Origin of the sequence: Aeromonas sp. 102P, from assembly GCF_051920345.1 — a bacterium.
Classification (GTDB): Bacteria; Pseudomonadota; Gammaproteobacteria; order Enterobacterales; family Aeromonadaceae; genus Aeromonas; species Aeromonas veronii.
The window spans coordinates 2249861-2275814 of record NZ_JBQBCZ010000001.1 but is presented as its reverse complement, the minus strand read 5'-3'; the positions used below and the strand labels follow the sequence as shown (position 1 = coordinate 2275814).

Annotated in this window: 22 protein-coding genes and 2 pseudogenes; 16 read left to right on the top strand and 8 right to left on the bottom strand. The window is 58.9% G+C overall.

Going from position 1 to position 25954, the window contains the following annotated elements; all coding sequences use genetic code 11:
* Positions 1–77: 77 nt before the first annotated feature.
* From ACTG1K_RS10830 to ACTG1K_RS10820, 3 genes are all read right to left on the bottom strand, one after another.
* Positions 78–818 carry a YebC/PmpR family DNA-binding transcriptional regulator gene (locus ACTG1K_RS10830; RefSeq protein ID WP_005337681.1) on the bottom strand — a complete coding sequence of 247 codons (741 nt, stop codon included), beginning with the start codon at positions 816–818 and terminating at the stop codon, positions 78–80.
* Between the two features lie 102 nt (positions 819–920).
* The gene (gene aspS / locus ACTG1K_RS10825; RefSeq protein WP_440005311.1) at positions 921–2687 is read right to left on the bottom strand and encodes an aspartate--tRNA ligase; all 1767 of its coding nucleotides are present in this window, start codon (positions 2685–2687) and stop codon (positions 921–923) included.
* Positions 2688–2719: 32 nt separating this feature from the next.
* Positions 2720–2971, bottom strand: coding sequence for an FmdB family zinc ribbon protein (locus ACTG1K_RS10820; RefSeq protein ID WP_440005309.1), 252 nt, complete (start codon positions 2969–2971; stop codon positions 2720–2722).
* Positions 2972–3133: 162 nt separating this feature from the next.
* Here ACTG1K_RS10820 and ACTG1K_RS10815 point away from each other — a divergent pair, with 162 nt between their 5' ends.
* The 6 genes from ACTG1K_RS10815 to ACTG1K_RS10790 all read left to right on the top strand — a co-directional run bounded on the left by ACTG1K_RS10815 (position 3134) and on the right by ACTG1K_RS10790 (position 9330).
* Complete coding sequence (locus tag ACTG1K_RS10815) at positions 3134–3982, top strand: DUF72 domain-containing protein (protein WP_259583646.1); 849 nt, start codon at positions 3134–3136, stop codon at positions 3980–3982.
* A 275-nt stretch (positions 3983–4257) separates the two neighbouring features.
* Positions 4258–5004: a carboxy-S-adenosyl-L-methionine synthase CmoA gene (cmoA, locus tag ACTG1K_RS10810; RefSeq protein ID WP_069529805.1), complete on the top strand. Its 747-nt coding sequence runs from the start codon at positions 4258–4260 to the stop codon at positions 5002–5004.
* Positions 5001–5978, top strand: coding sequence for a tRNA 5-methoxyuridine(34)/uridine 5-oxyacetic acid(34) synthase CmoB (gene cmoB, locus ACTG1K_RS10805; protein WP_259583649.1), 978 nt, complete (start codon positions 5001–5003; stop codon positions 5976–5978). Before cmoA ends, cmoB begins: the two co-directional genes overlap by 4 nt.
* Positions 5979–6030: 52 nt before the next feature.
* Positions 6031–6819: an ATP-dependent zinc protease family protein gene (locus ACTG1K_RS10800; RefSeq protein WP_005337698.1), complete on the top strand. Its 789-nt coding sequence runs from the start codon at positions 6031–6033 to the stop codon at positions 6817–6819.
* Positions 6820–6822: 3 nt separating this feature from the next.
* Positions 6823–8361: an inactive transglutaminase family protein gene (locus ACTG1K_RS10795; RefSeq protein ID WP_005337699.1), complete on the top strand. Its 1539-nt coding sequence runs from the start codon at positions 6823–6825 to the stop codon at positions 8359–8361.
* A 3-nt stretch (positions 8362–8364) separates the two neighbouring features.
* Positions 8365–9330, top strand: coding sequence for an alpha-L-glutamate ligase-like protein (locus tag ACTG1K_RS10790; protein ID WP_005337700.1), 966 nt, complete (start codon positions 8365–8367; stop codon positions 9328–9330).
* A 249-nt stretch (positions 9331–9579) separates the two neighbouring features.
* Here the strand turns inward: ACTG1K_RS10790 and ACTG1K_RS10785 are convergent, their stop codons facing one another.
* Complete coding sequence (locus ACTG1K_RS10785) at positions 9580–10182, bottom strand: peroxiredoxin C (protein WP_101529759.1); 603 nt, start codon at positions 10180–10182, stop codon at positions 9580–9582.
* A 146-nt stretch (positions 10183–10328) separates the two neighbouring features.
* Between ACTG1K_RS10785 and ACTG1K_RS10780 the strand changes: the two are divergent.
* The 3 genes and pseudogenes from ACTG1K_RS10780 to ACTG1K_RS10770 all read left to right on the top strand — a co-directional run bounded on the left by ACTG1K_RS10780 (position 10329) and on the right by ACTG1K_RS10770 (position 12373).
* Positions 10329–11241: pseudogene (locus tag ACTG1K_RS10780) on the top strand (hydrogen peroxide-inducible genes activator).
* A gap of 194 nt (positions 11242–11435) precedes the next feature.
* Positions 11436–11885 (top strand): C40 family peptidase, encoded by a 450-nt coding sequence (locus ACTG1K_RS10775; RefSeq protein ID WP_259583652.1) that lies wholly within the window; start codon positions 11436–11438, stop codon positions 11883–11885.
* A gap of 311 nt (positions 11886–12196) precedes the next feature.
* The gene (locus ACTG1K_RS10770; RefSeq protein WP_005337704.1) at positions 12197–12373 is read left to right on the top strand and encodes a hypothetical protein; all 177 of its coding nucleotides are present in this window, start codon (positions 12197–12199) and stop codon (positions 12371–12373) included.
* Positions 12374–12537: 164 nt separating this feature from the next.
* Here the strand turns inward: ACTG1K_RS10770 and dsdC are convergent, their stop codons facing one another.
* Positions 12538–13482 (bottom strand): DNA-binding transcriptional regulator DsdC, encoded by a 945-nt coding sequence (gene dsdC / locus ACTG1K_RS10765; protein WP_425855628.1) that lies wholly within the window; start codon positions 13480–13482, stop codon positions 12538–12540.
* A gap of 221 nt (positions 13483–13703) precedes the next feature.
* On the opposite strand from dsdC, the gene dsdX reads away from it, so the two are divergent.
* The 3 genes from dsdX (at position 13704) to ACTG1K_RS10750 (ending at position 16875) form a co-directional block, all read left to right on the top strand.
* Entirely contained in the window at positions 13704–15041 is a 1338-nt protein-coding gene (dsdX, locus tag ACTG1K_RS10760) for a D-serine transporter DsdX (RefSeq protein ID WP_425855627.1), read from the top strand.
* Positions 15042–15057: 16 nt separating this feature from the next.
* Positions 15058–16389, top strand: coding sequence for a D-serine ammonia-lyase (locus ACTG1K_RS10755; protein ID WP_259583656.1), 1332 nt, complete (start codon positions 15058–15060; stop codon positions 16387–16389).
* Between the two features lie 309 nt (positions 16390–16698).
* The gene (locus ACTG1K_RS10750) at positions 16699–16875 is read left to right on the top strand and encodes a hypothetical protein (protein WP_005337712.1); all 177 of its coding nucleotides are present in this window, start codon (positions 16699–16701) and stop codon (positions 16873–16875) included.
* 71 nt (positions 16876–16946) lie between these two features.
* On the opposite strand, the gene icd is transcribed toward ACTG1K_RS10750, so the two are convergent.
* Together icd and ACTG1K_RS10740 are read right to left on the bottom strand one after the other, a co-directional pair.
* Positions 16947–18200: an NADP-dependent isocitrate dehydrogenase gene (gene icd / locus ACTG1K_RS10745; protein ID WP_019446641.1), complete on the bottom strand. Its 1254-nt coding sequence runs from the start codon at positions 18198–18200 to the stop codon at positions 16947–16949.
* A 156-nt stretch (positions 18201–18356) separates the two neighbouring features.
* Positions 18357–19232 (bottom strand): helix-turn-helix transcriptional regulator, encoded by an 876-nt coding sequence (locus ACTG1K_RS10740; protein WP_240533740.1) that lies wholly within the window; start codon positions 19230–19232, stop codon positions 18357–18359.
* Positions 19233–19361: 129 nt separating this feature from the next.
* Here ACTG1K_RS10740 and manA point away from each other — a divergent pair.
* From manA to ACTG1K_RS10720, 4 genes and pseudogenes are all read left to right on the top strand, one after another.
* A pseudogene (gene manA / locus ACTG1K_RS10735) lies at positions 19362–20560 on the top strand (mannose-6-phosphate isomerase, class I).
* 503 nt (positions 20561–21063) lie between these two features.
* Entirely contained in the window at positions 21064–22956 is a 1893-nt protein-coding gene (locus ACTG1K_RS10730) for a PTS fructose transporter subunit EIIC (protein WP_440005304.1), read from the top strand.
* A gap of 233 nt (positions 22957–23189) precedes the next feature.
* Positions 23190–23942: a DNA/RNA non-specific endonuclease gene (locus ACTG1K_RS10725; RefSeq protein WP_323930559.1), complete on the top strand. Its 753-nt coding sequence runs from the start codon at positions 23190–23192 to the stop codon at positions 23940–23942.
* 322 nt (positions 23943–24264) lie between these two features.
* Positions 24265–25368: an ElyC/SanA/YdcF family protein gene (locus ACTG1K_RS10720; protein ID WP_440005301.1), complete on the top strand. Its 1104-nt coding sequence runs from the start codon at positions 24265–24267 to the stop codon at positions 25366–25368.
* A gap of 82 nt (positions 25369–25450) precedes the next feature.
* On the opposite strand, the gene ACTG1K_RS10715 is transcribed toward ACTG1K_RS10720, so the two are convergent.
* The gene (locus ACTG1K_RS10715) at positions 25451–25825 is read right to left on the bottom strand and encodes a DUF805 domain-containing protein (protein WP_005337730.1); all 375 of its coding nucleotides are present in this window, start codon (positions 25823–25825) and stop codon (positions 25451–25453) included.
* Positions 25826–25954: the final 129 nt, after the last annotated feature.

The following is a 25954-nucleotide window of genomic DNA, read 5'->3' as shown; positions in this document are numbered from 1 at the left end:
ACATCAGCAGTTGCCACGATGCAAAGATAAAAAAATGGCAGCCATCTGGCTGCCATCGGGAGAGCACGATTCAGCGATCAGAGGGTCGCAGCGACTTCATCGGAGATGGAGCCGTTGTGGTAAACCTCTTGCACGTCGTCCAGATCTTCCAGCATGTCGATCAGACGCATCAGCTTGGGTGCAGTTTCTGCATCCAGCTCAGCTTCGGTGGAGGGGATCATGGTCACTTCGGCGCTCTGGGCCTTGAAGCCGGCAGCTTCCAGACCGTCCAGCACGGTACCGAAGTCGTTCGGGGTGGTGTACACCTCGATGGTGCCATCCTCTTCAGTGACCACGTCATCGGCGCCCGCTTCCAGCGCGGCATCCATCAGGGCATCTTCGTCCACACCCACGAAGGTCAGCAGACCTTTCTTGCTGAACAGATAGGCAACGGAGCCGTCGGTGCCCAGGTTGCCACCGCACTTGCTGAAGGCGTGACGCACTTCGGCTACGGTACGGTTACGGTTGTCGGTCAGGCACTCTACCATCACGGCAGAGCCAGCCGGGCCGTAACCTTCGTATACGATGGTCTCGAGCTGTTCGCCATCGCCACCACCGGCGCCACGCTGAATGGCACGGTTGATGGTGTCGCGGGTCATGTTGTTGGTCAGGGCGGCAGTCACCGCAGCACGCAGACGCGGGTTGTTGGCGGGATCGGCATCACCCAGACGCGCGGAGGTAGTGATTTCGCGGATCAGTTTGGTGAAGATCTTGCCACGCTTGGCGTCCTGAGCGGCCTTGCGGTGTTTGATGTTGGCCCATTTACTGTGACCTGCCATAGAGACTCTCCGTTATTGTTTAAATGTCAGTAACACTGATCATGACTAACCCAAGGGAAACACAGATGCCGCACGGCGGCGGCCTCCGGTGCCGGTATCGGCTTACTCGTCGCCCTTGACGGTGGTTGCAATCGCCAGCTCACCCAGTTGGGCGGCATTGGCAAGGCTGGGGGCGTCTGTCATCAGACAGGCGGCCGCGGTCGTTTTCGGGAAGGCGATGACGTCCCGAATGTTTTCGGTGCCGGTCAGCAGCATGCTGAGACGGTCCAGACCGAAGGCCAGACCGGCGTGCGGCGGGGTACCGTACTTCAGCGCATCCAGCAGGAAGCCGAACTTCAGGCGCTGCTCGGCCGGGGTGATACCCAGGATGTCGAACACGGTGGATTGCATCTCGCTGTTGTGGATACGGACAGAGCCGCCACCCACTTCGTAGCCGTTGATCACCATGTCGTAGGCGTTGGCGTAAGCACCCACCGGGTTGGCTTTCAGCTCGGCCGGGCTCATGTTGCTCGGCGCGGTGAACGGGTGGTGCATGGCGGCCAGACCACCTTCACCATCTTCCTCGAACATCGGGAAGTCGATGACCCACAGCGGTTTCCAGCTGTTCTCCAGCAGGCCCAGATCGCGACCCACTTTCAGACGCAGGGCGCCCATGGCATCGCAGACCACTTTCTTGCTGTCAGCGCCAAAGAAGATGATGTCGCCGTCGGCAGCGCCGGTACGAGCCAGGATCTCGCGCACGATGGCGTCAGAGAGGAACTTGGCAACCGGAGACTGCACGCCTTCGATACCATTGGCCGCTTCGTTGACCTTCATCCAGGCCAGGCCCTTGGCACCGTAGATGCCGACAAACTTGGTGTATTCGTCGATCTGCTTGCGAGAGAGCTCGGCAGCGCCCGGGACTTTCAGGGCAGCCACACGGCCTTTCGGATCGTTGGCGGGGCCCGCGAACACGGCGAACTCGACAGCAGTCAGCAGATCAGCCACATCAACCAGCTCCATCGGCAGACGCAGGTCCGGCTTGTCGGAGCCGTAGCGACGCATGGCTTCGTCGAAGGTCATGATCGGGAAGTCGCCCAGATCCACGTTCAGGATGTGCAGCCACAGTTTGCGGATCATCTCTTCCATCACTTCACGCACCTGCGGCGCGGTCATGAAGGAGGTCTCCACGTCGATCTGGGTGAATTCCGGCTGGCGGTCGGCACGCAGGTCTTCGTCACGGAAGCACTTGACGATCTGGTAGTAGCGATCGAAGCCGGACATCATCAGCAACTGCTTGAACAGCTGGGGTGATTGCGGCAGAGCGTAGAACTTGCCCTTGTGCACGCGGCTCGGCACCAGATAGTCACGGGCACCTTCCGGGGTGGCCTTGGTCAGCATCGGGGTCTCGATATCGAGGAAGCCGTGCTCGTCCATGAAGCGGCGTACGAAGGCGCTGGCCTTGGCACGGGTCTTCAGGTACTTGGCCATCTCGGGACGACGCAGATCCAGGTAGCGATACTTGAGGCTGATCTCTTCGCTGTTGACCTGATTGAAGTCCAGCGGCAGCGGCTCGGCACGGTTGATGATGTTGAGCTCGTGAGCGAACACTTCGATGGCGCCAGTGGCCATGTCGCTGTTGCGCTGGGACTCGGGACGGGTGCGCACCACGCCGGTCACCTGGATGCAGAACTCGCCGCGCAGCTCGGAGGCCAGGGCAAACGCGTCCGGCTTGTCCGGATCGAAGAACACCTGAACGATCCCTTCCCGGTCGCGCATATCGATAAAGATCAGACCGCCGAGATCACGACGACGATGAACCCAACCGCACAATGTAATGGTCTGCCCTGCATGGGCCTCATTGACCTGTCCGCAATAGATAGAGCGCATGGACTTCTTCCTTCGAAATTGTAGAGAGACGGTTAACCTTGGGCCACCGGGCACGACTGGCAAGCACCGTCTGTCTCACAGCTGGCCAGATTCTTTTTCTTACCCGGTTTGAAATCAGTCTCGTACCATCCGGTTCCCTTGAGCCGGAAGCCTGCCGCCGATATCAGCTTGACCAGATTCGGCTTGCTACAGGCCGGACAGTCGGTCAGGGGGGCATCGGAAAGCTTTTGCAGTTTTGCCAATTCATGGCCACAGACGTCGCAACGATATTCGTAGATAGGCATGGGTCACAAGAAATTGAAAAACAAAAGGGCTGGCATTATAGAGGAAAACCCCCTTTTGGGTAAAATGGCCAGCAGCCTCCTTTCGCCAGTTTTTTGCACTCGATGGCAAAAAGCGGGCAAAAAATCGGCACGAATGCACCAAGAGCGAAGAGAATAGTCACCATGAGCCTCTATTTGGGCCTGCCACAGTGGTCCCACCCCAGCTGGCCCGGCCAGTTGTTGGGCCTTGGCGCCAAGCCTGCCGAACACCTTGCCCACTACGCCACCGTGTTCAATTCGGTGGAGGGCAACACCACCTTCTACGCCCTGCCGACACCGGATACTGTGCAGCGCTGGGCCGATGCGGTACCCGATCACTTTCGTTTCAACTTCAAATTTCCGCAAACCATCAGCCACCAGAGCGATCTGGTGAGCGCAGACAAGCAAGTAGCCGACTTTATTCGCCTGCTTGCCCCGCTGCACGACAAGCTGGGGCTGCTCACCCTGCAGTTGCCCGCCCGTTTCGGGCCAGAGGGGCTGGCCAGACTGGCGGCCTTTATCGAGCGGCTGCCGCGGGCGTTTCGCTACGCCATTGAAGTGCGTCATCCTGAGTTCTTCGCCAAGGGGGAGGCCGAGCGGGCATTGAACCGGCTGCTGATGGAACAGGGTGTGAACCGGGTGATGCTCGACAGCCGGCCACTCTTCTCGGTGCCAGCAACCACGCCAGCCCTTGTCGATGCCCAGGGCAAGAAACCACGCCTGCCGGTGCATCTGCTGGCCACCGCCAACGCCCCCATGGTGCGCTTTATCGGCCTGCCGGATCCGGCGGCCAATCACCCCTTCATGCCCAGCTGGCTCCCCCACTGGCGCCAGTGGCTAGCGGAGGGCAAGGACCTCTACCTCTATATACATACTGCCGACAACGCCCAGGCACCTGAGCTGGCCCGTCAGATCACCCGCTTGCTGGAGCAGGAGATGGCCCCCTGGCCGGGGGAAAACGATCGCGCACGGCAGGGAGTGCTGCGCTTTTAGCCAACCCATTCTGCGGTCATCGTTTCGCTGCAAAAAAAGTGCTTTTTTGTGGCGTGGCAAGCCCTGGCGTCAAGACAAACGGCCATCAATCCTCTACACTACCGCCCCAAGTAAGGGTCCGGAACATGGCCCGTACGAACAGGACAGGTCCAAAGGATTTCATGACCAGCCACCCCGTTCGTAAACAGGTGATAAATCTACTCTGATGGGTGTCACCCAACGACTCAATTGAACAATACAGCCGGGTGATGTCCCGACTGTCAGGTTGCGCCAGCATGCATACCAAAGATCAAATTTTTGCCGCCCCGATCGCCCGATTGGGTGACTTCTGTTTTGACGAACAGGTCGTCGACGTGTTTCCCGATATGATCCAGCGCTCGGTGCCGGGTTACAGCAACATCATCTCTGCCATCGGCATGATGGCCGCCCGCTACGCCCAACCCGAGAGCCGACTCTATGATCTCGGCTGCTCACTGGGCGCCGCGACCCAGGCGATGCGTCGCCATGTCAGCCAGTCCGGCTGCCGCATCACCGCGGTGGATCTCTCCCACCCGATGATTGAGCGCGCCCGCGCCCACCTCTCCGGTTTCAAATCCGAGGTGCCGGTGGAGCTGGTGGAGGCGGATATCTGCGACATCGAGATCGAGAACGCCTCCGTGGTGGTACTCAACTTCACTCTGCAGTTTGTCGAGCCAGAGAAACGGGCCGCCCTGATCCAGCGCATTCACGATGGGCTGCGCCCGGGCGGGATCCTGATCCTGAGCGAAAAGTTCCGCTTCGAAGATGAACCGGTCAACGAGCTGCTCATCGATCTGCATCTCGACTTCAAGCGGGCCAATGGCTACAGCGAGCTGGAGATCAGCCAGAAACGCACCGCCCTTGAGAACGTGATGCGCACCGACAGCCTGCCGGTGCATCAGGCACGCCTGCGGGATGCCGGTTTCGTCCATCAGGATCTCTGGTTCCAGTGCTTCAACTTCGGCTCCATGATTGCCATCAAATCCAGCGACGCCCAGCCATGATCGACTTTGCCAATTTCTATCAACTGATTGCCAAAAACCGGCTGAGCCACTGGCTGCATACCCTGCCCGCCCAGCTGCACGCCTGGCAACATGACAACCAGCATGGCGACCTGCCGCGCTGGAACCGTGCCCTCAACAAGCTGCCGGTGGTCTCCCCCGGCAACGTCGAGCTGAAAAGCCGGGTCGAGATTGGCTCGGCCGAGAGCCTTGGCGAAGGTGAACGCAAGAAGGTCGAGAGCCTGCTGCGCCACTTCATGCCCTGGCGCAAGGGGCCGTTCACCGTGCACGGCATCCACATCGATACCGAGTGGCGCTCTGACTGGAAGTGGGATCGGGTGCGGCCCCATATCAGCCCGCTCGAAGGCCGTTACGTGCTGGATGTGGGCTGCGGCAGCGGTTACCACCTCTGGCGCATGGTGGGTGAAGGGGCCAAGCTGGCGGTCGGCATCGACCCGAGCCCGCTGTTCCTCTGCCAGTTCGAAGCCATTCGCCACTTCGCAGGCAATGATCAGCGCGCCCACCTGTTGCCGCTCGGCATTCAGGAGTTGCCGGAGCTGCGCGCCTTTGACACCGTCTTCTCCATGGGGGTGCTCTATCACCGCAAATCCCCCATCGAGCACATCGAGCAGTTGCGCAATCAATTGAAAGATGATGGCGAGCTGGTGCTGGAGACGCTAGTGATTGACGGCGGGGTCAACGACGTGCTGATGCCCACCGATCGTTACGGCAAGATGCGCAACGTCTGGTTTATTCCCTCAAGCCGCGCCCTCAAGCTGTGGGTCGAGCGCTGCGGCTTCACCGACGTGCGGATAGTAGACGAGAATATGACCAGCACCGACGAACAGCGTCGTACCGACTGGATGATTAATGAATCCCTGAGTGACTATCTGGATCCAGACAATCCGGCACTCACGGTAGAAGGACACCCGGCGCCGAAACGTGCCGTACTGATTGCCCGCAAGGCCAAAGACTAGCCGATGGCGATTCAGGAAGTTACACTGACCCAATTCCAGGAAGCACAGTTAAATGAATGACATGAAAAGCAAATTAAAAGGAATGACCCTGCTCTCCCTGCTTAGTCTCGGCGGGTGTGTCAATATGGAAAAAGCGCCTCAGGTTCCTGCTCTGACGCTGGCCGAGCTTCGTAGCGAGCTGAGCCAGAGCGAGCAGCGCCTGCAAACATCCATGGAACAGCAACAGAAGCAGTATGTGCAGCAACAGCACCTGCTGGTTCAGCTCAACACAGATGTCACCAATATGAAAGAGTCCGTCAAGCAAGTAGACCACAAGCTCGCCACCCTCCCCTCCGAGCCGCCCAAGCCGATGGCCATCCCCACCGAGAAGTGCCCGGCCCCCAATCAGGGTCACACCATCGATGGCAAGCTGATGGTCGGTGAAGCCGAGTGGATCTGGGTTGATGCGGCCAACGACGCCTTCCAGGCGCGGGTCGATACCGGTGCGACCACCTCCTCCATCAGTGCGCAGGAGATCACCATTTTCGAGCGCAACGGCAAAAACTGGGTGCGCTTCTTCCTGAGCCATCAGGAAGTGGACGACAAGATCCAGATCGAAGCGCCGCTGGTACGCCATGTACGGGTGCGTCAGGCCTCTGCCGACGATCTGGACCGCCGTCCGGTAGTGCGTCTGGCCGTGCGCATTGGCGACATGACCGAGAAAGCCGAATTTACCCTGAAAGACCGTAGCGACATGACCTTCCCTGTGCTGCTGGGTCGCGAATTTTTGAAAGACATCGCCGTGGTTGATGTGGCCCGCGAATATATCCAACCCAAACCCAAGCTCAAGGATGTGAAATAATCCATGGTTTCCCGTAAGCCGTTCTATTTGCTGGTAGCCCTGCTGTACATTGTCGGCCTGGGGATGACGATCTATCACCATATCGCGTTGGATGTGCCGCTGACGCCCGGTGAAAAGCGCCAGATCTGGTCCATCGAAGCCAAGCTGGAGTTCGAGGCGACCGGTGAGCCGGTGATCGCCTCTCTGGCCATTCCGGGCACCCAGCCCGGTTTCACCCTGATGAACGAGAACGCCGCCAGCCCCGGCTACGGCCTCTCCTTTGTCGAGAAAGATGGCGATGCCCGCGCCGAGTGGTCCATCCGCACCGCCTCTGGCCGTCAGGAGCTCTACTACCGCGTAGACATGATGGCGGATGCCCATGCCAAACCGGCCGCCAATCCGCAGCCACCCGCCATTGAGAAGCAGATCGAGAGTGAGCCTTATGCCACCGCGATGAAGCAGATCCTCGAGCGGGCGCAGGAGCGCTCCGCCGACGGCTACACCCTGACTCGCGAGATCATCAAGGAGATCGAGAAGCAGGAGCAGAATGCCGAACTGCTGAAAAAGCACAAGAGCCGCGCCAACCTGATCGCCGAGCTGCTCAACAATGCTGACGTCCCCACCCGCGTGGTGCATGCCCTGAATCTGGAAGATGGCCGCCGTCGTCAGGAGCTGGTGGATTACCTGCAGGTATTCAACAGCCCGACCGACTACAAGCTGTTCAACCCGCAAACCGGTGAACAGGGCCGTCCGGCCAACCTGCTGCTGTGGGAATACAACTCCGGCGCCCTACTGGACGTGACCGGTGGTCACAACTCCCGTGTCAGCTTCTCGATGATCGAGCAGGAGCAGCCGGTGAGCGTTGCACTGGCGCAGAAGTTCGAAAAATCAGAGATGATGAACTTCTCCATCCACAGCCTGCCGCTGGAAGAGCAGACCCTGTTCAAGGGCTTGCTGCTGATCCCGATCGGCGTGCTGATGGTGGTGTTCCTGCGGGTGCTGGTGGGGATCAAGACCTCAGGTACCTTTATGCCGGTGCTGATCGCGGTCGCCTTTATCCAGACCTCGCTGGTCACCGGTCTCATCGGCTTCCTGCTGATCGTCGGCACCGGTCTCATCATTCGCTCCTATCTGTCTCGGCTTAACCTGCTGCTGGTCGCCCGAATATCGGCCATCATCATCATGGTTATCTCGATGATCGGTATCTTCTCCGCGTTCGCCTTCAAGCTGGGGCTGACCGACGGTATGAAGATCACCTTCTTCCCGATGATCATCCTCTCCTGGACCATCGAACGGATGTCCATCCTGTGGGAAGAAGAGGGCCCGAAAGAGGTGTTCCGCCAGGGCGGTGGCTCTCTGCTGGTTGCCGTCATCGCCTATCTGGCCATGGATAATGAACTGATCCGTCACCTCACCTTCAACTTCCTCGGCCTGCAGCTGGTGCTGATGGCGACCGTGCTGTTGATGGGTAACTACACCGGCTACAAGCTGAGCGAACTGAAGCGCTTCAAGCCGCTGGTGGACGAGATGAAATCTGGCGTCACCCCGGGTAAGGACAAGTAACCGATGTGGTTCTGGGAAAAATACACCACCCCGTGGAGCCTGTCCCAATCAGGCATCCTCGGCATGAACAAGCGCAACCACTCCTACATCAGCCGCTACAATCCGCGCAGCCTCTATCCGCTGGTGGATGACAAGCTGCAGACCAAGCAAATTGCGCTGGATGCAGGGGTCACCGTGCCTGAGCTGATCGGTACCATCCGTGCCCAGCACGATGTAGGTCGCATCACCGAGCTGGTAAAAGATTGGCCGGGCTTCTGCATCAAGCCGGCCCGTGGCTCGGGCGGCAAGGGGATCCTGGTGATCCTGCGTCAGGAAGATGGCCTCTTCTATAAACCCAACGGCAGCGCCTCCAACGGTCAGGATCTGGAGCGCCATGTCTCCAACATTCTGGCGGGGCTCTATTCCCTCGGCGGCAAGCCAGACGTGGCACTGGTGGAAGGCCTCATCAACTTTGATGATGTGTTCGACGGCTACTCCTTCGAAGGGGTACCCGATGCCCGGGTCATCATCTTCAAAGGGTTCCCGGTGATGGCGATGATGCGCCTCTCCACCGCCGCCTCTGACGGCAAGGCGAACCTGCACCAGGGCGCCGTGGGGGTGGGTCTGTGCCTGCGTACCGGTCGTGCCCTGCGGGCAGTGCAGTTTGGCAATCCGCTGCGCCACCACCCGGACACCGGCCTCGACCTCTATGAGCTCAAGGTCCCACACTGGGATACCCTGCTCACCCTGGCGGCCTCCTGCTATGAGATGTCGGGTCTGGGCTATATAGGTACTGACATGGTGCTGGACAAGTTCCGCGGCCCCATGCTGCTGGAGCTCAACGCCCGTCCCGGCCTTGCCATCCAGATCGCCAACGGTCGCGGCCTGGTGCCCAATCTCAAGACCATCGAGAAGCTGGGGCAGGTGAAGATGAACGTGGAGCAGCGGGTCAATTTCGCCAAGGATCACTTCGGGATCTTTGAGGAATAACACCTCCGCTTGTGAACTGAGCGCGCCTATGGCGCGCTTTTTTTATGGCTCATGTTTGTCTGTCGGCATATCCCCCATCCAGCCATAGGGGCAGCACCTCATTTCGAAACAACGAGTACGCCAGCGAACGGCTGCTTGGAATAGCGATGGAGTGAGAAGAGTGTGACCGCAATGTCAGGGGATGGATAAATCTCAGATATAAAAAAACCGGCGCCAAGACGCCGGTTCTTCAAGGAGAGTACGACCCGATTACAGGGAGTCAGCATTCTCGGACAGGTACTTGGCAACGCCGTCCGGAGAGGCTTGCATACCTTTTTTGCCTTTTTCCCACTGAGCCGGGCACACTTCGCCGTGCTCTTCGTGGAATTGCAGGGCATCGACCATGCGCAGCATCTCGTCGATGTTGCGGCCCAGCGGCAGATCGTTGACAACCTGGTGACGAACGACACCGTTCTTGTCGATCAGGAAGGAGCCACGGAACGCCACACCGGCTTCCGGATGCTCAACGTCATAGGCTTTGCAGATTTCGTGTTTCACGTCGGCGATCAGCGGGTACTTGACCTGACCAATACCGCCATCTTCCACTTTGGTGTTGCGCCATGCGTTGTGGGAGAACTGGGAATCGATGGAAATACCGATCACTTCCACGCCACGCTTCTGGAACTCTTCATAACGGTGATCGAAGGCAATCAGCTCAGACGGGCAGACGAAGGTGAAATCGAGCGGATAAAAGAAGACAACGGCAGCTTTGCCTTTGATGTGGGATGACAGGTTGAATGAATCAACGATCTCGCCATTACCCAGAACAGCTGCGGCGGTAAAATCGGGTGCGGGACGGCCTACCAATACCATATTCAATTCCTCTTTATGTGAAGTGAACAATCCGGTGAGGATTGGGCTACCTAGAGCCAAGTCCATCTAATTCAAGCGACAAACTATAGACCCGGTGGTAGATTAGTTAAATCAAATTAAATAGATAGCATTAATCGGGTTTTTCTATGCAACGTTGGCCCAGCCTCAAACAGCTGCAATATCTGGTCGCTCTCGATGAGCACAAGAACTTCAACCGCGCCGCCAAGGCCTGTCATGTCAGCCAGTCGACCCTGAGTACCGGGATCCAGACGCTGGAGGACATGATGAACCTGCAACTGGTGGAGCGGGACCACAAGAGCTTCATTATGACCCCGGTCGGCATGGAAATCGTCGAGCGCGCTCGCAATTTGCTCTCCGATGCGCGGGATCTCATGGAGCTCGGGCAACATCAGGGCGGCGTGATGCAGGGGACGGTACGTCTTGGCTGCATTCCCACCATCGCCCCCTTCCTGCTGAGCAAGCTGCTGAAAGACTGCAGCAAAACCTATCCTGACCTCGAATTGTTGCTGCGTGAAGACACCACCAGCAATCTGCTCAAGCAGCTGGAACAGGGTCAGCTCGACTTGCTGATCCTCGCCCTGCCCATCGAGATCGGTGGATTTCACTGCAAGACCGTCCGTCGGCCAGGATCCGTTCCACATGGTGATGCCCGCCAGCATGGCGGCCGGTCTGCATACCCCGTTCGACTACAAGGAGCTGCCCAACCAGAGCATCTTCCTGCTGGAGCGGGAGCACTGCCTCACCGAGCACGCAGTGAGCGCCTGCCGCCTGCGGGACAAGAGCAAGATCAACCCGTTCGCCGCCACCAGCCTGCACACCCTGGTACAAATGGTGGAAGCGGGTCTTGGCACCACCTTCCTGCCGCAGATGGCCATCGATGCCGGCATTCTTGCCAACTCCGATCTGGTGGCCATCCCGCTGCCGGGAGAGACCTCCTATCGCGAGATTGGGCTGGTCTGGCGCCCTAGCACCACTCGGGTACAGACCTTCTACAAACTGGCCGAGCTGCTTAAACCGCTGATCAGCCACAACGAGTGACAACAAACGCCAGCCCTCGGGTTGGCGTTTTTCAGTTCCCCGCCACATTTTTCCTCTCGGAGACTAGGTCTGGAGCCAGATCCCTGTTTATGATGGAAAAGTTGTCGCGTGCCCTCCTGCCGCCAGAGCGATTTGGCAGGATATGGCGCTCGATAAATGTCTCGTTTGGTAGACCCGTCCGTGGAGAGAGCCCGATGTATCGCAAGCTGCTGCTATCCCTGCTGGCTCTGCTGCTGGCCGCCTGTTCCAGCACGCCGGAGCCACCTCCGGCCCCCCGGCAGAGCAGTGCCTTTGATGGCTTCTACCAACAGTGGCGCGGTGTCCCCTACCGGATGGGCGGCGCAAGCCGCGCCGGGCTAGACTGCTCCGCCTTCACCCAGCTCGCCTACAGTCAGGTGCTGGGCTTCAACCTGCCAAGAACCACCGAATCTCAGGCCAGCATTGGCAAACCGGTGGATCGCTACCGGCTGCAACACGGGGATCTGGTCTTCTTCAAAACCGGCTGGCAACAGTACCATGTGGGGGTCTACACCGGTGCCGGCGAGTTTATTCACGCCTCCACCAGCAAGGGAGTGATCCGCTCCCGCCTCGACAACGTCTACTGGAACAGTCGCTACTGGCAGGCACGTCGGGTGACCCAGTAACCGCTCAAACGCCTGCTTGCGGCACAAGTTGCGTGCCGATACTCTCCGTCAATTCCTGTCGCCATGTCGGGACACACAACCCGCGCTTATAACTCAATTGGCCCCAAAGCCTGCATATCACACCATTTTGTGATAAGGTGGTGGCCAATTTTTAACACTTTCGCCTTTTTCTCATGCGCTCTCTGTCCTGATTGACAACAAGCGCGGCGATAACAAGCAACGCGCGGCGAAAGTGGAGTGTGGCGCAACACTGCCGGACGGGTGTCCCACAGCTGCAGTATCAAGGGTTAAATAGATAAGGAGATCGTGCAATGAAACAGTATCAAAGCTGGCTGGGGCAATACCTGATGAGTCGCCGTGACGGTGACCACGCTATGGCATGCGAGATGGCGAGTTCCATCTGCGAGTTCTGGCAGCAGCAGGGTGATGAAAACGAACTGGACAAGTGGCAGCAGATTTACCAGAACCATCTGGAAAAGACCACCTGATCCCGACCGTTGCCTTGCTGCCAGCCACGGTTGGCAGCAAGGCCACTCGCGACCAACCACCATCAGCCAACCCCTCTCCCCCAATTTTCCCGCTACGTTAAACCGCTACCTTCGTTCACTCGCGCTTTACCATCTTCATTTTGCTCTTGCGCACCGGCCTCTGTTCATTCCATCTCGGCAGCCATTTTCTGCGCCCAGTCGATAAAGGCCCGGATCTTGGGACACGCCCGATTGGGCAGGGTCGCCATGTAATAACGCTGCTCGCACTTGACCTCCAAGCCGGGGAAAGGTGCCACCAGTTCGTTGCGTGCCAGTCGCTTGCTCACCAGATTCTTGCGCCCCATGGCGATCCCGGCGTGATTCATGGCGGCGATGATGGCGAGATCCGAGCGATCAAAACCCATGCTCAGCTGGCATGCATCGAGGCTGACCCCGGCGTGGCGAGCCCAACTGCTCCACTCGTCGGTATCCGAGTCAAATCCCCATGCCTGCCGATCATGGAGCAGACGGCACAAGTACAAGTTGGCGGGATTGCCGACAAGCCCGTGTTGCTCGGCATATTCCGGGCTGCAGACCGGCAGCATAAACTCATCCATCAGCGGGTGGATGGCGAGCCGCTCCGGGCTCTTCTCATCGAAATAGAGGGTCAAATCGATGCCATAACCATGCAGGTTGATGTTCTCGTTGCCGGTGATGATATTGAGCTCGATCTGCGGATGCAGGCGGGAGAAATCCGCCAACCTGGGCACCAGCCAGCACTGGGCGATGGAGGGACGCGAATAGATGGTCAGGGTACCGGAGAGTTCCTGATTCTTGATCTCCAGGATCTCCTGATTGATGAACTCCAGCGAGGATTTGAGCGCCCAGAACACCCGCTGCCCATCCGCCGTCAGTACCACCTTGCGGTGAAAACGCTCAAAGAGCTTGAACCCCAGCACCTCTTCCAACGCGCTGATCCGGTGACTCACGGCACTGGGGCTCAGCGACAGCTCATCGGCCGCCATGGCAAAAGATCCGTGGCGGGCGGCCGCCTCGAAGGTGTGCAGCTTGGCCAACTGGTAGCCGCTCAATAGCTTGTTGCGCGATATGTAATTATCCCCGTTATACATTCATCCCCCTCTTCGCAATGGCCGCCGATGATACACCCACAGGCTACTTTCAGGATGAACCCAAAAGACCCAAAGAGTGTGATTTCGATAAATTGTGACCAATGTAACGTTCTTGCATCACCTCATCTCACCCAAGTGGTCGATTTCATCATTTGTCAGCCCCGCCTCATTTTCATTCAATAAGCGCATAAACAATCACACAACAGATGTCGAGGCGCAGTATGAGTTCAGAGGTATGGGTCATCGCTACCTTGCTAAGTAGCATCGTTCTTATCGTGGTCACCATAGTGAAGGGCAAGGTGCATCCTTTCCTTGCCCTGCTGCTGGCAAGCTTCTATGTCGGCACTCTGATGGGGATGAACCCGGTCAACATGGTCAATGCCATGGAAGCGGGCATTGGTGGCACCCTCGGCTTTCTCGCCGCCGTCATTGGTCTTGGCACCATACTCGGCAAGATGATGGAGGTGTCAGGGGCGGCGGAGCGCATCGGCCTCGCCCTGCAGAGATGCCGCTGGCTCTCGCCACAGGTCATCATGGTGCTGGTGGGTCTGGTGTGCGGCATCACCCTGTTTGTCGAAGTGGGGGTAGTGCTGCTAATCCCGCTCGCCTTCTCCATCGCCCGCAAGACCAGAACCTCGCTGCTGACCCTGGCCATTCCGCTCTGCACCGCCCTGATGGCTGTGCACTGCATAGTGCCGCCCCACCCGGCAGCACTCTACGTCACCAATCAGCTGGGTGCTGACGTCGGCTCCGTCATTGTCTATGGCCTCGCGGTCGGCCTCTTTGCCTCCCTTATCGGCGGCCCCCTGTTCCTCAAACTGCTGGGCAAGCGGGTACCGTTTAAGGAGGTGCCAGCCGCCTTTGCCGATATCAAGGCCCGCGATGAAGCAACTATCCCGACTTTAGGCGCCTCGCTCTTTACCGTGCTGCTGCCCATCCTGCTGATGCTGGCCAAGACGGTCGCCGAGCTCAATATGGATCACGCGAGCCACCTCTATACAGTGCTGGAGTTTATCGGCAACCCTATCACCGCCATGTTTATCGCTGCCTTCACCGCCTACTACGTGCTGGGGGTCCGCCAGCAGATGAAGATGGAGGGACTGCTTAACAAGACCGAGGAGTGCTTCTCCTCCATCGCCAACATTTTGCTCATCATCGGTGCGGGTGGCGCCTTCAACGGGGTGCTCAAGTCAAGCGGCCTGGGCGATAGCCTGGCCACCATCCTCTCCCAGCTGGATATGCACCCCATTCTGCTCGCCTGGCTGGTTGCCATCGTGCTGCACGCCGCCGTGGGCTCCGCCACCGTCGCCATGATGGGCGCCACCGCCATTGTCTCCCCCATCATGGTGCACTACCCGAACATCAGCCCGGAGATCATGACCCTGGCCATCGGCTCCGGCGCCATTGGCTGCACCATGGTGACCGACTCTCTGTTCTGGCTGGTCAAGCAGTATTGCGGCGCCACCCTGAACGAAACGCTCAAGTACTACACCACCGCCACCTTGGTCGCCTCCCTGATGGCGCTGGCCGGTACCTTCCTGCTCTCCTTTATCGTGTAACAAGACCGAGAACACTATGAAAAACATCGACGTACAACAGCTCACAGCGCAATTTCCACTGGTGCAATCCCTGATCGCGCTTGAGCCAGTCACCTGGTTCAACCCCAACACCACCACTCTGGCTGCCGGTCTGCCCTATGTGGGGCTCGATAACAACAATGTGGCGGACGCTTCCGCTCGGCTGGCCCGCTTTGCCCCCTACATGTGCGAGGCCTTCCCCGAGACCCGCACCAGCAACGGTATTCTGGAGTCCGACATCGCCGCTATTCCGGCGATGCAGGCTACGCTCAACCAGCGCTACGGGGTCGAGGTCACCGGTCGACTGCTGCTGAAAAAAGACAGTCACCTGCCCATCTCAGGCTCCATCAAGGCCCGTGGCGGTATCTACGAGGTGCTGACTCACGCCGAACAGTTGGCGATCAAAGCGGGACTGCTCTGCGAAGAGGATGACTACCGAAAACTGTTCAGCGACGAGTTTCGCCAATTCTTCAGCCAGTACAGCATCGCAGTGGGCTCCACCGGCAACCTCGGCATGTCTATCGGCATCATGAGCGCCAAGCTCGGCTTTACCGTCACCGTTCACATGTCAGCCGATGCGCGGGAGTGGAAGAAGCGCAAGCTGCGTGAACACGGCGTCATCGTTGTCGAATATGCCGAAGATTACGGGGTGGCGGTGGAACAGGGGCGCAAAGAGGCCGAGCGCGATCCCAACTGCTTCTTTATCGACGACGAGAACTCCCGCACCCTGTTCCTCGGCTACTCGGTGGCGGGCGAGCGGGTGAAAAAGCAGTTCGACCAGATGGGTATCAAGGTGGATGCCGACCACCCGCTGTTTGTATACCTCCCCTGCGGCGTGGGTGGCGGCCCGGGCGGGGTGGCCTTTGGTCTCAAGCTCGCGTTCGGGGATAACGTCCACTGCTTCTTCGCCGAGCCCACTCACTCCCCCTGCATGTTGCTGGGGGTCCACACCGGATTGCACGATGCCATTGCGGTGCAGGATCTGGGCATCGATAACCTCACCGCAGCCGACGGCCTCGCGGTAGGTCGCGCCTCCGGCTTCGTCGGCCGCGCCATGGAGCGGCTGCTTGATGGCTTCTACACCCTGAGCGATCAGGAGATGTATGACCTGCTGGGACTGCTGGCGCGCAATGAACAGATCACACTCGAACCTTCTGCTCTGGCGGGTATGGCCGGCCCGTGGCGGGTGGCTGCCAATCCCGAGTGGCTCACCGGGCGCGGTTTCGATGCCGCAACCATGGCACAGGCTACCCATCTGGTGTGGGCCACCGGCGGTGGCATGGTGCCCGCCGAAGAGATGGCAAAGTACCTGGCCAGCGCCAAGATCTAGGCTGTTTTGCCACATTTATCTGCAAATCAACCCGCCATCACGGCGGGTTTTCTGTTTTGGGAACAAGGGGATGGGGCAGTTCTGTCGCAATCCATGGCGACAATTTCCCCAAGTTGGTCAGTTTGTGCTAAAATGGCGCTCATTTTTTGACATCTCGCGTCACGTTCGCCGCCAGATTGCCCATCGGGCTCTCTGCCCGGGTCGTGACTTTGCACCATCATGCCTGATGATGTTCCCCCCCAGGATGAGCCAACAGGCTCTCGTCACGGTGGGCACCCTCAAGGGCACATGAGATAAGGAGATCGGGTAATGAAACAATATCAAAGCTGGCTGGGAGATTATCTGATGAGTCGACGTGACGGAGATCACGCGATGGCTTCGGAACTTGCCAACACCATCTGCGCCTTCTGGAAGGCCCAGGGTGATGAAGCAGAAACCAGCAAATGGCAGCAACGCTATCAACAACACGTAGAGCAGGCGCAATAAGCCCCTTCACTCTTTCGCGATAAAAAACCGGCGCACATGGCGCCGGTTTTGCGTTTCTGGCAAGTAGCAGATTACATCTGGTCGATCATGTCCTGAGCAAACTGGGAGCAGGAGCGCAGGGTGGCCCCTTCCATCAGACGCTCGAAGTCATAGGTGACGGTCTTGTTTCGGATCGCCGCTTCCATGCCCTTGATGATGAGATCGGCCGCTTCGACCCAACCCATGTGGCGCAGCATCATCTCGGCGGAGAGGATCAGGGAGCCCGGGTTGACCTTGTCCTGACCGGCATACTTCGGTGCAGTACCGTGGGTCGCTTCGAACAGGGCCACGCCGTCACCGATGTTGGCACCCGGCGCGATACCGATACCGCCTACCTGAGCGGCCAGCGCGTCGGAGATGTAGTCGCCGTTGAGGTTCATACAGGCGATGACGTCATACTCGGCCGGGCGCAGCAGGATCTGCTGCAAGAAGGCATCGGCGATGACATCCTTGATGACGATGGTCTTGCCGGTTTTCGGGTTCTTGAAGGAGCACCAGGGGCCGCCGTCAATCAGCTGGGCACCGTACTCGTTCTGGGCCAGAGCATAACCCCAATCCTTGAAGGCACCTTCGGTGAACTTCATGATGTTGCCCTTGTGCACCAGAGTCACGGAGTCGCGATCGTTGTCGATGGCATACTCGATAGCGGCACGCACCAGACGCTCGGTACCGGCTTTGGACATCGGCTTGATGCCGATCCCGCAGGACTCGGGGAAGCGAATTTTCTTCACGCCCATTTCGTTTTGCAGGAAGGCGATCACCTTGTTCGCTTCAACGCTGTCGGCCTTCCACTCGATACCGGCGTAGATATCTTCGGCGTTCTCGCGGAAGATCACCATGTCGGTCAGATCAGGACGCTTGACCGGGCTCGGGGTGCCGTCGTAGTAACGGACCGGACGCAGGCAGATGTAGAGATCCAGCTCCTGACGCAGGGCTACGTTGAGGGAGCGAATACCGCCACCGACCGGAGTAGTCAGCGGGCCCTTGATGGCCACGCAATATTCACGAATGAAATCCAGGGTTTCGGCCGGCAGCCAGGCACCTTCGCCATAGACATGAGTCGATTTCTCGCCGGTATAGATCTCCATCCAGGCGATCTTGCGCTCGCCCTTGTAGGCTTTCTCGACCGCTGCATTCACCACATTCAACATGGCCGGGGTTACGTCAACACCGATGCCATCCCCTTCAATAAACGGAATGATCGGATGGTTGGGAACCTGCAGCTTGCCGTTGGCATCGACTGTGATTTTCTGACCCTGGGTCGGGATTACTACTTTGCTTTCCATCGGCATCTCCTAACTTCCGTTTGTTATCAACTTGTTTGTTGCGCGCGGCCATCTTAGCCCATTCATTTTCATAATAAAATGACAAGAAAGCATGTCAGACCAAAGAGGTAGCCACTCGCCAGTACGCCGTCACCACGCCTTCCCGACCCCACCCAGTTATCCCTCCAGCTCGCTGGCCGCAGCCTGCGGCTGACTCAGGGAACGATACTGGGAAGGGGTCAAGCCGGTCTTCTGTTTGAACACCCGGCAGAAGTAGTTCACGTCACTGTAACCGCAGCGACTGGCAACCTCCTCAAGACGAAAGCGGTACTTTTTCAACATGAATTTGGCCCGATCGATCCGCACCCAGCTGATGTAATCGGCAAGGCGCATATGACCCTGCTCGCGGAACAGGTGGGAGAGATGGCTGGCCGAGACGTTGAAGCGGTGGGCAATGGAGTCACGGGTGATGGGACGGTGAAAGTTCTCCTGGATATAGATGCAGATCCCGTGAAAGAGCTCTGCCCCCCGTGGCCGATCCGTGGCGGACTCCAGCAACAGCTGACGGGCACTCGCCAGCAGGGCCTGCAGCAGGTGATCATCGGTGGGGGAGCGACCAGGGTCCTCGGTCAGTACGTTCAGCGCCGCCAAAATGTGTTCGATCACATGGCCCGCCCGCGCCATGATGCTGTGCTTTTGCACATCGAAGAAATCGGGATCTTCACGGCGCTTGCTCACCAGGCTGAACCCCAGCTGGCGTTTGCCAAACAGCAGGCTCAGCACCGAGCAGTCGGTGGTCCAGAGCGGCTTGTTCCAGCCGTTGGGAGGGATATAGAGCGCCTGTCCCGGCAATACACTGATCTCTCTGACCCCCTCCTCCCTGTCCCAAATTTGGTTGAGATACTCGCCGCTAAAGACCAGCTCGAGGCGGGGAAAGTTGACCTGATAGCTGAAACTGGGTGGCACCCCATGTTCACTGGCAAACCAGATTTGGTCAAATGGAACCTGTTCGCTCAGGGCTCCGTCGAGCAGTTGGCTGAAGATGAGAGACATGGTGATCCTGATCAAGAGAGAGGCAAGCGGTTGCGGCGCGCACGACCGCCCATGTTATAGTCCGGTCCACAGCAGTAATGCCACCCTTTTCTGCACCCGATTTTCTTCAAACTAGACGAGGCGTCCCTTATGAGCAGTAGCGATCTGCCCTCCTTTCTGTTGATGCAAAACCCGATTCAAGGCTATGACTGGGGCAGTCATGACTCCCTCACCACCCTGTTTGGCATTCCCAACCCGCAAGGCAAACCCCAGGCCGAGCTGTGGATGGGGGCTCACCCCAACGGCTGCTCCGAGGTGACGCTGGCGGGCAGTGTGCAAAAGCTCTCTACGGTGATCGACAGGGCCCCGGCCGCCGCGCTGGGTGAGGCCACCTTCGCCCGTTTTGGCAGCCTGCCGTTCCTGTTCAAGGTGTTGTGTGCCGAGAAGGCTCTCTCCATTCAGGTGCACCCGAGCAAGGCTCAGGCCGAAGCGGGCTTTGCCAAAGAGGAGGCCACAGGCATCGATATCAAGGCGAGCAATCGCAACTACAAGGACCCGAACCATAAGCCGGAGCTGGTCTTTGCCCTCACCCCCTATCAGGCGATGAACGGCTTTCGCGCCATTCCCGCCATTCTGGCACTGTTCGAGCGGGTCAATCTGGCGGCCATCGCCGATCTGACCGCAGCCTTTGCCGCCAGCCAGAATGAAGCGGGCCTGCAGCACTTCTTCCACCAGCTGCTGGTACTGGAAGGGGCGCGCAAGGACGAGGCGCTGGCAGGGCTGCTGACCTATGCCGCCGCCCATCAGGATGAGGAGACGTTTGCCCTCATCACCAGTCTGGCGGCCCAGTACCCGGGAGATGTGGGCCTCTTCTCGCCGCTGCTGTTGAACGTGGTGACCCTCAAACCCGGTCAGGCGATGTTCCTCGATGCCTGTACCCCGCACGCCTATGTGCGCGGCACGGGTCTCGAGATCATGGCCAACTCCGACAACGTGCTGCGCGCCGGCCTCACCCCCAAATACATCGATGTGGCAGAGCTTTTGGATTGCACCCGCTGCTTGCCCAAGCCGGACGACCAGATCCTGCTGTCCCCCCGCTGTGATGGTGCGGACAGCACTTCGACGTGCCGGTACCTGACTTCACTTTCAGCATCTACCCGGCAGGCGAGCACCAGCTCACCACCGCCAGCGCCGAGATCCTGTTTGCCATCGATGCAACCGTGCTCCTCAAGCGCGGCGATGAGACGCTGCGTCTCGAGAAGGGCAAGTCCGCCTTTATCCCGGCCACCACCGGCAGCTACCAGCTGCTGGCCGAAGGGCGGGTCGCCCGCGCCGGCAACCGCTGCTAACGAGCACATCCCGGGCGATGCCCCCACCCGAACATGCGCAAGGGCCATCAATGATGGCCCTTGTTTTTTATCCCCATCCATCCCCTTTCATCGCTTCACAACACGGTTGACCAGACTCTCAGAGTTATCTCCCTCCCAATTAATGACAATAAAATCACTTGAGGCGCCTGCTATTTGCCAACCAGCTCACACTATTGACCCATAACAAATCACACAAATATCCATTCCATCACAGAAAACTCATCATCGACTTGGACACTCAGATAAGATTTTGCACGAACAAAACCAAAATAAGCGATTGATATTAAATGATTAAATTCATGTTCACATAGAGTTTAATCATCACACCAAAACGAGATGAGAGTCACAGCTCATTCTTGCCAGCACAAAAATCCAGTAAACGGCACATTTGTCCGATTTCGGCACCGCGCCAACGGGAGAACAATATCCAGGTCAATTGTTCCCCCCATCATGCGGCTCGGCAACGGAGCCAGGAGAGTAATATGTTACCCACCATGACCAACGGCAGACTCATCTGCCTGGAGTTGAAGGCCACCAGCAAGGAGGCCCTGTTCGACGAGATGGCACAGATGCTGGCTCGCGATGGCGCCGTGTCTGATCAACAGCAATTCGTCAAGGATATCTGGGCCCGCGAACAGCTGGACTGCACCGGCTTCGAGCAGGGTGTCGCCCTGCCCCACGCCAAGAGCAAGGCGGTCAGTCGTCCGGCCATTGCCATCGGTGTCAGCCGCCAAGGTATCGAGTACGGCGCCGAAGATGGCAAACCGACCCAGCTGATCTTCATGATTGCCTCCCCGGATGGCGGCGCCAACCACCACATCGAAGTGCTGGCGGAGCTCTCTACCCGTCTGCTGGAACCCGGTTTTATCGAGCAGATGAAGGCGGCCACCACTGTCGAGCAAGCCCTGACCCTGCTCAAGCAAGGCCCGAAAATGGAAAAACCGGCGGCAGCCGCCAAATCGGCTGCCACTGCTCCGGTTGAACCCACCGATCGCACCTTCAAGGATCGCCTCAATACCATGAAGCAGCACCTGCTGTTTGGTACTTCCCACATGATCCCCTTCATCGTGGCGGGCGGTGTGCTGCTCTCCCTGTCAGTGATGATGAGCGGCAAGGGCGCCGTGCCGGAAGCGGGCTTCCTCAAAGACATGGCCACCATGGGTATCGCCGGTCTGACTCTGTTTACTGCCGTACTGGGTGGCTACATCGCCTACTCGCTGGCTGACAAGCCGGGCCTGGCCCCGGGCATGATCGGCTCCTGGATTGCCGTTCAGCACTATCAAACCGGTTTCCTCGGCGCCATTCTGGTGGGCTTTATCGCAGGTTTCGTGGTCAATCAGCTCAAACGGATCAAGCTGCCTGACTCAATGACCTCCCTTGGTTCGATCTTCATCTATCCGCTGATCGGTACCTTCCTGGTGTGTGGCATCGTGATGTGGGGGATCGGTGCCCCGATCGCCGCCATGATGGAAGGGATGAACCACTGGCTCTCCAGCATGGCGGGCTCAGGTAAAGTGATGCTAGGTGCCATTCTGGGTGGTATGACCGCCTTCGATATGGGCGGCCCGGTCAACAAGGTTGCTACCCTGTTTGCCCAGACTCAGGTCAACACCCAGCCCTGGCTGATGGGCGGTGTCGGCATCGCCATCTGTGTGCCGCCGCTCGGTATGGCACTGGCGACCTTTATGTCTCCGAAGCGTTACAAGAAAGAGGAGCGTGAATCCGGCAAAGCGGCCGCCATCATGGGCATGATCGGTATCAGTGAAGGTGCCATCCCGTTTGCCGCTGCTGACCCCATGCGTGTTATCCCGGCCATCGTCGCAGGCGGCATCGTCGGCAACATCACCGGCTTCATGATGCACAGTATCAACCACGCACCCTGGGGTGGCTGGATTGTCCTGCCGGTTGTTGAAGGCAAGATGGGCTACATCCTGGGTACCATCCTCGGCGCCCTGACCACCGCCATCATCGTCAACCTGCTGAAGAAGCCGGTGAGCGAAGAAGATGACGTGACCGCCACCCACACCAGCTTCGAAGTCATTGAAGCGGAAGGGGAAGCAGACGTACTGGCCATCACTGCCTGCCCGTCTGGCGTGGCCCACACCTTCCTCGCCGCCAAGAGCCTGCAGAAGGCTGCCGCCAAGCAGGGGATCAAGATCAAGGTCGAGACCCAGGGCGCCAACGGCATCATCAACCGCATTACCGCCAAGGATGTCGCCAACGCCCGCTGCGTCATCTTCGCCCACGACGTGGCGATCAAGAACCGCGAGCGCTTCACCGATATCGAGGTCATCGACGTGAAGACCAAGGAGGCGATCCACAATCCGGAAGCACTGCTGGCCCGCACGCTGGGCAACAAGGCAAACGCCGCCTGATAGCAGTCAGACAGCTCATCACAAGGGGCCCATCGCGGGCCCCTTTTCGTTGTCTGCCGAGCAACCGCATATCATCCCACCGACCAAGCCACTGATTTAAAACATATTAACCAGTCACATCACGGATCTTGGCGAGCCGTCACAGAACGGTGACGTGTAAAAAAACAGCAATTGAAGCGCTAGTCAGATCTCATGTCAAATGGCTCCGCCTACTAAACTGGAGCATCACAAAAATGATAAAAATCAATAAATTGGTTCTGGCAGTTACCCTCGCCCTCACTACCACCCCCTTGCTGGCGGCCCACTGGGCGTGTGGGGACCACGTGCGTTTCGGCCTCCCCTCCGAATCGGATCAGAAGCTCTGCCGGGAAGGGTATGCCGTCGGTTACAACTACGACTACAAGGTGGCGGACTGGGTCTCCTACCGGATGACCGCCCAGAGCGCACAGGGCACAGTGCCGCGCAAGGATGCCTTCGCCGAGGACAGGGAGATCCCGGTCGCCTACCGCGCCACCCTCTCCGACTACAAGAGCTCGGGCTACGATCGTGGCCATCAGGCCCCGGCGGGGGACATGAAATCGAACAAGAACACCATGAAAGAGAGCTTCCTGCTGAGCAACATGACACCGCAGATCGGGGTGCTCAACCAGAAGGCGTGGCGCGTGCTGGAGGACAAGGTGAACAAGTGGGCGGTCTCCCGCAAGGATGTGCAGGTGATCACCGGCCCCATCTTTACCGGCTCTGAAGAGTCCATCGGTCAGGGTGTGGCGATCCCGAGCGCCTACTACAAGATCGTGATGGACCCGGCCAGACTGCAGGCCATCGCCTTTATCATGCCGCAGGAAGAGGTGCCCATCAGCCAGATCGCCGACTACCGGGTCTCGGTACGCGAGGTGGAGGAACAGACCCAACTCAACTTCTTCAGCGATATGCCCGAAGAGCAGCAAGAGACCCTGGAAGCCCGCATCTCCCCGATGTGGAACTGACCGCGAATACTCGTCAGCAGATAGATTCATACGCCATCAGTCTTGCATCGCGATAGAGGGAGGGGCCAGCGCCCCTCCCAGCAGGGGGAGTCACGCTCCCCCTGCCCTTTTCAGATGGCTGCTGACCCGTTGCGGCCATTTTTGCGGCCACAGGTGTGGCATCACCCGACGACCCGCCCCGACTCACAGTTTGCCGCACCGTTAGCTGGTATATTGCCCTCTCTTTGGCACTAACAGACTGAATTGACGCACATTTGCCTCGTCGCATCGGCCCGCAAACCGCTGCGCCACCGCGCGATTCAGCCCGACAGAGGACCTTTTGATGAAACAGACCCTTCTTGCCCTCACCCTCGGCGGCCTGCTGGCGCTCTCGCCCCTCACTCTGCAAGCGGCCGAGAGCTCAATGCAGATGGAGCATGACCTCAATACTCTGGTCAGCAAACGGCAGGCGGTGGACATGCTGCTCGGCGAAGCACTGCAGATATACAAGTCGCCAGCCAAGATCTCCCACGCCGGTTTTACCGCCAAGATGCCGAGCAATATGGAGCTGGTGACCGAGCGGCTACTGGCCGCCTACCAGCTGGAACCCTACCGCACCGACCTGCTCATCTCGGCGGCCAACGCCCAGATCTACAACGGCAACCTGAGTCGCGCCATCACCTTGCTGGAGCAGGCGCAGGCCGTCGCCCCCGATGATCTCGACATCAACAGCTATCTCGCCATCTGGCAGTTGGTGAAGGGTAACAAGGAGGCTTCCCGCAGCTATCTGGCGAAAGTGGCGGATCGCAACAGTGGCCGCGCAGCCGATCTGGAGGAGATCATCGCCCGGGTGCAGCGGATCACCGCCGCCCCGCTGCAGACCGAACTGACCGGGGATCAGGTCAAGGCCACCCAGGAGGGCAAGCGCGCCATCGTCACCCTGGGCTACGCCCTCAATCCCGACGGCAGCATGGACAAGATCCTGCTGGGCCGTCTGCAAACCACCCTTGATCTGGCCAAAGCCGACCCGGAAGCGCTGCTCATCCTGACCGGCGGCGTGCCCCAGAACCGCCAGACCGAGGGCAAGCTGATGGCTGACTGGCTGGCCAACCACGGCATCGACCGCAGCCGCCTGATTGAAGAGAACTACGCCACCAGCACGGTGGACAACGCCCTCTACAGCGCCTATGCCCTCGCCCGCCACCAGATTGACTATGCGGTGCTGGTAAGCTCCGCCAGCCATGTACGCCGCGGCCAGACGGTGCTGGAAATCGCCTGCGACCAGATTGGTCCGGCCAACATCAAGGTGGCGAGCGTCAGCTACCCCGACAAACCCCTCGAGGAGCTGGCCACCCCGAGCGAGAGCGAGCTGCTCGGCATCTACCGCGACGCCCTGCGCACCTACGGCATGTGGAGCTACCGCTCCGCCCCGCTGATTGAGCGTTGATCGGCCATCAACACGAAAAAGAGAGGGAGGCGTGATGCCTCCCTCTCTTTTTATTGACCGATGATTGGCCAAGCCGCGCCCGTTAGCTGACGATAAAGCCCTGCGAGGGGGCCGCTTTGGGATCGTCACCGAAGCGGTTTGGCCCCTGCTGACCGTTGCAAACCATAAAGTAGATAAGCACCAGGGTGCCGATAATGGGGATAAGCCCGAGCAGCAGCCACCAAGCGCTGCGGTCGGTATCGTGCAGACGACGGGCCGCCACCGCCAGCGATGGCAGCAGCACCGCCAGCGAATAGATGGAGCTGATCAGCTCATTGTCGCCGCCGATCAGCTTGTCCACCATGCCGAGCAGCAGCATGACGATGACGTTGCACAGCACGAACATCCAGTATTCGGTGCGACGGGCCCGCCCGCTGAATACCGCATATTGCTTGAGGACCGAGATGTACCAGTTCATTGCGCCTCCTGAGTGGCCTTTATGCCTATGAATAAAAAAGAGAGTCGATAAAACAAGTAGTTAAGAGCTTAGCGCGATCATCCCCCCGAGTCGACAATGATGCCCGAACGTCTCCCAAACTAATCAGCT